At 59.8% G+C, this 8,038-nt stretch carries 6 protein-coding genes; 1 reads left to right on the top strand and 5 read right to left on the bottom strand.

Features of this window, described 5'->3' with window-relative positions:
- Both ACLKMW_RS21890 and ACLKMW_RS21885 read right to left on the bottom strand, forming a co-directional pair.
- A partial coding sequence (locus ACLKMW_RS21890; RefSeq protein WP_415726653.1) for a right-handed parallel beta-helix repeat-containing protein occupies window positions 1–651 on the bottom strand: 651 nt, incomplete at its 3' end.
- A gap of 504 nt (window positions 652–1,155) precedes the next feature.
- On the bottom strand, window positions 1,156–2,058 hold the full coding sequence (locus ACLKMW_RS21885) for a glycosyltransferase (protein WP_415726651.1): 903 nt from the start codon (window positions 2,056–2,058) through the stop codon (window positions 1,156–1,158).
- 847 nt (window positions 2,059–2,905) lie between these two features.
- On the opposite strand from ACLKMW_RS21885, the gene ACLKMW_RS21880 reads away from it, so the two are divergent.
- Complete coding sequence (locus ACLKMW_RS21880) at window positions 2,906–4,150, top strand: O-antigen ligase family protein (RefSeq protein ID WP_415726650.1); 1,245 nt, start codon at window positions 2,906–2,908, stop codon at window positions 4,148–4,150.
- 17 nt (window positions 4,151–4,167) lie between these two features.
- Here the strand turns inward: ACLKMW_RS21880 and ACLKMW_RS21875 are convergent, their stop codons facing one another.
- From ACLKMW_RS21875 to asnB, 3 genes are read right to left on the bottom strand one after another with little or no spacing between them, the layout of a single operon-like run.
- Window positions 4,168–5,148 (bottom strand): glycosyltransferase family 2 protein, encoded by a 981-nt coding sequence (locus ACLKMW_RS21875; protein ID WP_415726649.1) that lies wholly within the window; start codon window positions 5,146–5,148, stop codon window positions 4,168–4,170.
- A 35-nt stretch (window positions 5,149–5,183) separates the two neighbouring features.
- The gene (locus tag ACLKMW_RS21870; RefSeq protein ID WP_415726648.1) at window positions 5,184–6,116 is read right to left on the bottom strand and encodes a glycosyltransferase family 2 protein; all 933 of its coding nucleotides are present in this window, start codon (window positions 6,114–6,116) and stop codon (window positions 5,184–5,186) included.
- A gap of 14 nt (window positions 6,117–6,130) precedes the next feature.
- Complete coding sequence (asnB, locus tag ACLKMW_RS21865; RefSeq protein ID WP_415726647.1) at window positions 6,131–7,999, bottom strand: asparagine synthase (glutamine-hydrolyzing); 1,869 nt, start codon at window positions 7,997–7,999, stop codon at window positions 6,131–6,133.
- Window positions 8,000–8,038: the final 39 nt, after the last annotated feature.

Below are 8,038 nucleotides of genomic sequence, written 5' to 3'. Positions count from 1 at the left end.
GACAGCGGCTGTGCCACCATCCTTGGGCGGCAAGAGGATCGTATTGTGTTCGATCAGGTTGCCTCCGCCACCGAAGAGGGTGATTCCGTCAAAGTGGCGATCATCCGGGTTGGAAGATGTGTCGGCAAGATCGTGGATATAGTTATCCTTGATGACACCGTCGCCTGCCAACTGGATACCAATGACCATGCCGCGAATGTCGTTGCCAATCGCCGCGGCTCCATTGCCTCCAATAAGCATTCCCGATGTGCGCGTTGAGCCGGTGCCGTCGATATCACAGTATTCGACACGCAGCCCGGGGGCCTTGTCGCCTTGAATCCCCCAAGTTGAGAAATTCCGAACGACACAGTTTCTGATCGTGACGTTCTCCGCCTCGACCGTCAGCATTCCGTCGATGATGACGTTCTCGATGACGGCACCGTCCGTCGTGACGTGCATCGGCCCATCATACGGCTTGAGCGACGTGCCGGGCTGAACGCCGGTTGTGGTTGCATCGGGCATGCCGAAGCGGGCAGGTTCAATTGCCATTACTAACCTTTCACTTAACCTGTCATGTCTTAAGCCCCCGGCCCCGCTTTGCCAGTCGACTCCAAGAACCAGCAGAGCAATGAGCAAGCCGGTCTTGGCGAGGCCTGCACCTACCGGGAGCATGCTACCTCCCGCAAGTCACAAAGGTTAACGGTATGTTACCTTGACCTTTAGGGAAGATGGAAAACACATCCGACGAATCTGCGAATAATCGTAAAAAGATAGCGTGTGTTTCGGCGTGCAGTTTTTGCCCTGTTTTTGCGGTAACCGGCATCCGATTTTGACCCTCAATTTTAATTCTGGTGTGTCCATTCGTTCTTCTTTTGAATGGTTGGCCTGGGGATAAAGTCGGTGGATGCCGCAAGGTAAGCCGCCTTTCATGTTCAGGGATAGTCGGTCAAGCGGATCAGCCGCGAGCTGCATGTTGCGCGCAACCAGGCGCGGAGCGCGACCTGCTCACGCTGATCCGCATACTTCAAGAACCGCGTGGCCGGGCTATCGGCTGGCGAGCCGGCGCCGTGTACCTCAAGAATATATAAGCGGGAGAGAGACCGGAGAACTTCAACGAACTTTGGATATACGCTGTTCTCCTGTCGCCTCGCCCGCAATATTCCTGTTAAAGCGGGTTCATATTCTGCACGTCGCGACCTCTCGAAGGCCCACCAGGTCGGCGAACGCCTGGGTCCGCAGGGCCCAGCTGTGTTGGCGAGCGAAGGCCTGACATGCATGGACCAAGTCGGGCGTGCGGGGCCGCCGCATGAAGCGATCGACTGCGTCGGCGAAGTCGGCAGGCTCCCGAGCTACGCCAATAAGCCTGGTGTCGAGCCATCTCACCGACGGCAGGTCCGTCGATACGGCAAGCCGCCCGGCCGCTAGATACTCAAGCGTTTTGATCGGGAAACTCGCCCGATTGAATTCGTTATCGGCATAGGGAGTAAGGCCGACATCAATCGCACGAAGGTAGCTCGGCATCGCCTCGAACGACTTCTGTCCTACATAGCGAACATTGGGCCGGGCGAGCAAGCTGCCGAGCGGAAAGGAAGGATCAGCGCTGCCGACAAGCAGGACCGAGTGACCGCGCGCAATCACGGCTTCAAGCAGTCTCTGGTCGATACGATCGGACAGGTGCCCGAACACTCCCGCAATGGGCCGCGGCAGGTCGACGTCGTCAGGCCATGGCGCTTTGTCCGTTGCAGCAAACCGCTCCGTGTCGCAGCCGTTCGGGATGAATATGGGCTCGTGCCCCAGCAGCCGCCAACGCTGAGCGAGATGTTGGCTTACAACGACGACGCATTCGGCACTGTCGGCCTGCCGTCGTTCCTCCCGAGCAAGGTAATCGCGCGACATACACATCAGTTCCGCGCCGGCCACGAAGTCGTCCGTCGCGTACATAATGCGTTGATTGGCGTCGACCGCAGTAAAAAGGTCCGTGTGGGTCGCGACGATGATGGCCCGCGCCCGCTTCACCCCAAGCGAGGCCATTGCGCGCGCGATCGAACGACACGTAAGCATTGAGGTGATCTTGCGCATGACGGGCCAGGTCTTTGCCGGCAACACGCTCGGTGACAGGACTGCTAGTCCGGGCTGAACAATGCGTAGACCACGGCACCTGGCGGTGCCGTCACGGTAGGCCCCTAGCGCGGAGGCAGGCGGATCCACGTAGAGCACCGGCGTTCGCTCCGAGAGGTGCGTCGCTATATGCTTCTCGGTGGGATACCCGCTACGTTCCCAAGCCGCCCCGGCACAAATGATGACCAAGCCTTGCCAGTCTTGGTAGCTGTGCTCGTTGCCATGGATCATCGCGGGGACACTCCTCCTCCGGTCATCATTGCACACACGCCCCCGGAACTCAGTAGATCATGACTTCATGACCGGCTGCGGCGCCCCCGGCGAGGTCGATCGCGTTGATCCGGCTGCCCCCCGGGTTCAATTGCCGTTCCTCTTTTAACCGTCTGCATCCCAACTGCCGAATAGCGTAATCGGCTTGGGCGGCGAAGTAAGGCGTGAGGGCTCCTCAGTTCGGATGAGGCGCGCTGCACAAGATGGACTAATCGCACCTTCAACTTCCATGTGTATGATTTGCTTGGTCCATACCAGGGCCATTGCGGTCGAAGGACTATGTCCGAACGACCACCAATCGCCGGGAGACCCGGAGGGTTACGATGCCCAACAGCGCCAGGGGCCTTGACGGGTGAGGGCCACCGCGTCAGCAGCCTTACGACGAGCCCACTCCGCCCGCCCACCCTTTGCAGGGGGCGGACGGCGAAGAGTCGATAGTCGCCATTTGGGGGTAGGCTCACAAAGCCGAAGGCTGCACTGGCCGGTCGCGATTTTCCTCGTCAGTCTCATCATCCCGTGGATAGTCCCCGTCGGGCCTTTGAGCCTGTCAGTTTACCGGATCGTTCTGATTGCCGCGATGGTGCCGTGCCTGGTGATGTGGATGGGGGGCAAGGCGGGGCCCATCCGAGCCGCGGACATCAGTGTTTTGTTATTTTGTCTTTGGGCCGCGATTAGCCTCATCGCGGCACATGGCATCGCTTCTGCCGTAGAGCCAAGCGCAATACTTCTTATCGAAACCATGGGCCCTTATCTTTTGGCGCGTTGCTACATCCGCAATGCCGACGATTTTGAGAACGCGATAATCTTCACCGCAAAGCTTATCGCCCTTCTGTTTCCGTTTGCGGTCTACGAATGGTTTACTGGCAACAAGCCATTGCTGTCGACCTTCAGCATGATTTTCCCTACTGTCGAACCTACCGGGCCGCAGCGCTCTGGCTTCTGGAGGGTACAGGGGCCTTTCGAGCATTCCATCCTGTTCGGCCTGTTCTGTGGCAGTGTCTTTGCATTGACTCTTATGGTTTCGACCAAGGGCCGAAATCGAGTCTTGCGCGGACTGGTACCCGTCGCCACCCTTTTGTCCATGTCGTCGGCGCCCATCGCGGGACTGTTGATGCAAGGCGCATTGATGTCCTGGAACCGGCTCCTGAAGAATTACCGCGGCCGATGGAAGCTTCTATGGGCGATGGCGTTTGTAGCATATCTGATCGTCGAGTTCGGGTCCAATCAGACCCCGGTGCAATTCTACATCTCCCGTTTTACCTTCGACCAGCAGACGGGTTGGATCCGACTCTTGATTTGGGAATTCGGATCCGCCTCGGTACTCAACCATCCGATCTTCGGCATCGGATTCGCGGACTGGGCACGGCCGGTCTGGCTGCCCGACAGCATCGACAACTTCTGGCTAGTGATTGCTATCAGACACGGCATTCCAGGTTTTGTGCTGCTTTTTGGGTGCTGCCTGTTGATAATGTTTGCGGTCAGCGTCAAGAAAGGTCTGGACGAGAGACTGGACAACTACCGTGTGGCCTATCTCATTTGCATGGTGAATTGCTTGCTCGTCGGTGCCACTGTCCATTTCTGGGCGGCTCCGTATTCATGGTTCCTGTTCCTGTTGGGCTCCGGAGTGTGGCTATTGGAAGCCGACGACGGTTTGGCCACGGCGCACCGGAGGCGGCCGCAAGGTGACCCGCCTCCTTCTCGCCTGGAGCAGGCCGGAACGAGGCTCAGTCGGAATTCCCAGGGCGTAGGAAAATCATCGCGCCGAGAAGGAAATGGTCCTTGAGAAAGGCTCGGTGAATGTCAATGCCGACCTGAAGTCCCGTCGTTGCCGATATCCGGCCAGCCGTGCCACCATTCGGACCGGCGCCTCCACACATGGCCCCAGATCTCGGCAGCCTCGCGTCGACCCAGCAAGCGTGTTCCCCAGAACCGGCTAAGCGGCCAAAAGCGGAACAGCAACAATCCGATCGGTCGTTGCCACGTTGGGAAATGCCGACGGATCAGCAATAGCTTGGCGCGCAACAACCGCACCATCTTGTCGGTCTGCACCGACTCGGAAGCGCCGGCATAGTGTATGATCTGGGCTTCCGGCGTGATCCTCGGCATTGCGCCACTCGACCGGGCGCGCATGCAAAGATCGGCCTCCTCCCCGTACATGACGAAACTCAGATCGAAACCTCCGAGCTCTTCCCAGAACTCCCGGCGGATAAGCAGGAAGCACCCGGTTACGATATCGACCCCGCGTTCGCTGTCGCGCAGCCAGCTCCCATATCCTTCGGGATTGAAGATCGTGCTGCGGCGAAACAGGCTCGATAGTCCCAGCGCCTGGCTCGTCACGCTCCAGAGCGTCATACGTCCCCAGCAATTGCTCGGGTTGAGGCTGCGGTCGCCGAAGATGGTGCGTCCGCCCCAGATTTTTGCCTGGGGCACGCGATGCGCAAAATCCAGAAGTCGGTCGATTGCACCTTCGAGCACCACGGTATCGGGGTTGAGCAGCAGGATATATTCGCCTCGTGCATGGCGCGCCGCGATGTTGTTGGCCTTTGCAAAGCCATGGTTCTGGCTTTCCGCGATCAGCTGGATGCAAGGAAACTCCGCCGCAATGGCAGCTGCTGATCCGTCCGACGAGGCATTGTCGACGACTATCAGTTCGAACCGCCTGCTGGTTTGACCAAAGACCGAACGCAAGCACTCGAGCGTCATCTCGCGCGTATTGTAGCTGACGACGATAATCGACACGAGAGGATCGCATTGCTCGGCCAAGCCGGCGGTTTTCGTCACGTGCGATCCGGTTGCGGGATATGGCGTTAGCGCATTCATCTCGCACGAGAGTCCTGTTTGACCGTCCCTGTTTCCCGGTTCCACGCATTTGAGACCGCGAGCTCGTCGCCCCGGAGCAGAACTCCGATCATGCGACCGCCGCGATAAAGTCTGATGCGGGTGAGACAAAGGAATGCGAGGATCCGCTCATACGGCCCGCAGACACGAGGTGAGGAGAGCAGCGTCCGGAACTCGAAGACCGGGGATCCAGCGACCGCGATCGCACGGCCAAGCCAACGCAGACCCGCAAGGGGCCGGGATCGAACGCGCTCGTAGTCGTGCGCGATATGCCTGTCCCATTTCCGCGTCAGTTCGGCGAAAGTCTTCCGGGCGGGATGAAACACGATCATCTCAGGCACGTATTGTATCGCGTAGCCTGTCGCACGCGCGCGTAACCCCCAGTCCCTGTCCTCGGCAACTTCTATCCCGGCAAACGGCCCGACCTTTGCAGCAACCGAGGGCAGCGTCGCGAGATTTCCTGTGCCTGAGAAACCCTCGGCGATGTGTTCGTTGTTACGATAGGAATAGATGCTTTCATATGGCTCAAGAAATGTAGGGTGCGCGGCATTTTCATAGCCCACCCGCACGTCGCCCCCTATGATCCGCGTTCGGGGGTTCGCAAAGGCTGCTTCGATCGCGGCGATCCATCCGGGATCGGCCCTGCAGTCGGCGTCGATAAATGCCAGTATGTCCCCCCGCGCTTCAACGATCCCCCGGTTCCTTGCCGGTCCTGGACCGGGAATGCGCTCCGAGACGAGCCGGACATCGGGCCAGGCCGAACAGACCAGTTCGGGCAGCCGCGTCGATCCGTTGTCCACGACGATGATCTCGACTCCGGCGGTGACGTTCGTTTGGGCGTGCAGGGCTTCCAGGCCGGTCCTGAGATGATCCTCCTGGTTGAGGTGAGGGATAATGACTGAAATCAACATTGCCGGATTCCCCATCAGAAGAATTCGCGAAGGAACGTCTCCAGTGCGAAAAGAGCCCAGAGCGTCTTGTCATGGTTCCGCCGCCTGTTTGCGTGCTCGTCCAGAAGATGTCCGATCGTCGCCCGATCGAGATAGTTGCCGCTGATGCTGTCAGACCCTAGCAGGAGCTCCCGCGCCGGTTCGCGAAGTGGCCCGCAGAACCATTCCGTGACCGGCATCCGGAAACCATTCTTTGGTCGAGTGAGGACGGCCTTCGGCAGGCGCGGCCCCAGGGCTTCGCGTACGATCCGTTTGGTGACGCGACCATTGATCCGCCAGCGGTCGGGCAATGTGCTCGCAAATTCGGCGAGCTTTACATCCATGAACGGAGTGCGTGCCTCGATGGAGGCGGCCATCGTCATCATGTCCATGCGCTCGAGCAGGTTGTCGGGCAGCCATGACGTCTGGTCGAAATGCAGTATCCGGCGGAGAGGACTGCTTCCGGGGGCAGGACGGAACGGGCGAGCATCGAGTTCTCGGAAAACGTCGGGCCCATTCCAGAGCTGTTCGCGCTCCGCCGGGGTGGCTGCCCCGAACCACAAGACCATACGGTCTTCGAAGCGCCCCTCGCTCATGGCCCGGGCAGCGATCCTTAGCCGTCGGTTGGGAAATGGTGGGAGGGAAGTCGCGGCCAACAGGGCGTGACCGGCGACCGACAGCAGCCCCGGCCCGGCAAGTCCGCCGAGATACCTCTCGACGAGGTGCTTTGGATAGCCGGCGAACATCTCGTCCGAGCCCTCGCCCGACAAGATCACCTTGACGTGTTTCGCCGCCTCCATCGACATCATGTAGATCGGCAGATCGGCGGTCTCTGCAACCGGCGCGGCCCGATGTCGGCTGAGCTTCGGCAGCAAGGCCGTCAAATCGTCCGGCTCCAGTTCCAAGGGGGTGTGGATCGTTCCGATCTGGCGAGCAGTTTCGGCTGCGGCGGTCAATTCGGACGCCGGATCATCCCGAAAACCGATCGAGAATGTTCGTATCTCTGGCGCGCCCAGATGGGCCAGCGTAGCGACGATGGCCGAAGAATCGAGCCCGCCCGAGAGAAAGGCTCCAAGCGGTACGTCGGCCCTCAGGCGCAACTTGACCGCTTCGTCGAAAACATCGAGGAATGCCGCTACTGGATCCGGGCATGATACTGGCTCCCTCGCCGTCTCTTCCGGGGCGGTCCAGTAGTGCCTCGCTGTAATTTCTCCGGCCTTCCACGTCATGTAGCTTGCCGGCGGCAGCTTGCGGATATCGCGGAAGAAAGTGAAGGGACCGGGCGCGTACCGCCAGCAAAGATATTGGTGCAGCGAGTCGAGATCGAGTTCCGCGTGCACTTCCGGATGCGCAAGCAACGCATGGATTTCGGAAGCGAACACCAGCATCGTGCCCGAGGCCGTCTCCCGCTTCGCGAAGAAGAGCGGCTTCTTGCCGAATTGATCACGAGCAAGAACGACGGTTCTGTCTATGTTGTCGTGAAGGGCAAAGGCGAACATGCCCCTGAATCGGTGCAGACAATCCGCTTCCCAGACGCGCCAGGCCTCGAGAATTACTTCGGTGTCGGAGCGGGTCGTGAATTTGGCGCCTCGCCCCAGCAGCTCGTTTCGCAGTTCGGTGTAGTTGTATATTTCGCCGTTGAATACGACCGTGTATCGTCCGTCATGGCTGGTCATCGGCTGAGCGCCGCCAGACAGGTCGATGATGGACAGTCGCCGATGCCCGAGCGCGGCCAATGTCCCGCCGGAAAGTGGCAGAACGGTCAGCCCTTCGCCGTCAGGGCCCCGATGCTGGAGAGCGCCCGTCATGTTCTGCAGGTGACTAATGTCTGCCGGCGGCCCTATCCATCCTGCGATGCCACACATCTGCTATTGGCTCGCAGCGGTTGTGGGCGGCGTGAGTAT

This window comes from Borborobacter xinjiangensis, from assembly GCF_047739745.1.
In the GTDB taxonomy this organism is placed as follows: Bacteria; Pseudomonadota; Alphaproteobacteria; order Rhizobiales; family Rhizobiaceae; genus Pseudaminobacter.
Note: the sequence above shows the minus strand (reverse complement) of the source record. Positions and strands in the feature narration are given on the sequence as shown.

Bases quoted from the DNA above. Each gene is read 5' to 3' on its own strand.
- ACLKMW_RS21870 (WP_415726648.1), bottom strand. From the start codon at position 6,116: ATGTTGATTTCAGTCATTATCCCTCACCTCAACCAGGAGGATCATCTC.
- ACLKMW_RS21885 (WP_415726651.1), bottom strand. From the start codon at position 2,058: ATGCGCAAGATCACCTCAATGCTTACGTGTCGTTCGATCGCGCGCGCA.
- asnB (WP_415726647.1), bottom strand. From the start codon at position 7,999: ATGTGTGGCATCGCAGGATGGATAGGGCCGCCGGCAGACATTAGTCAC.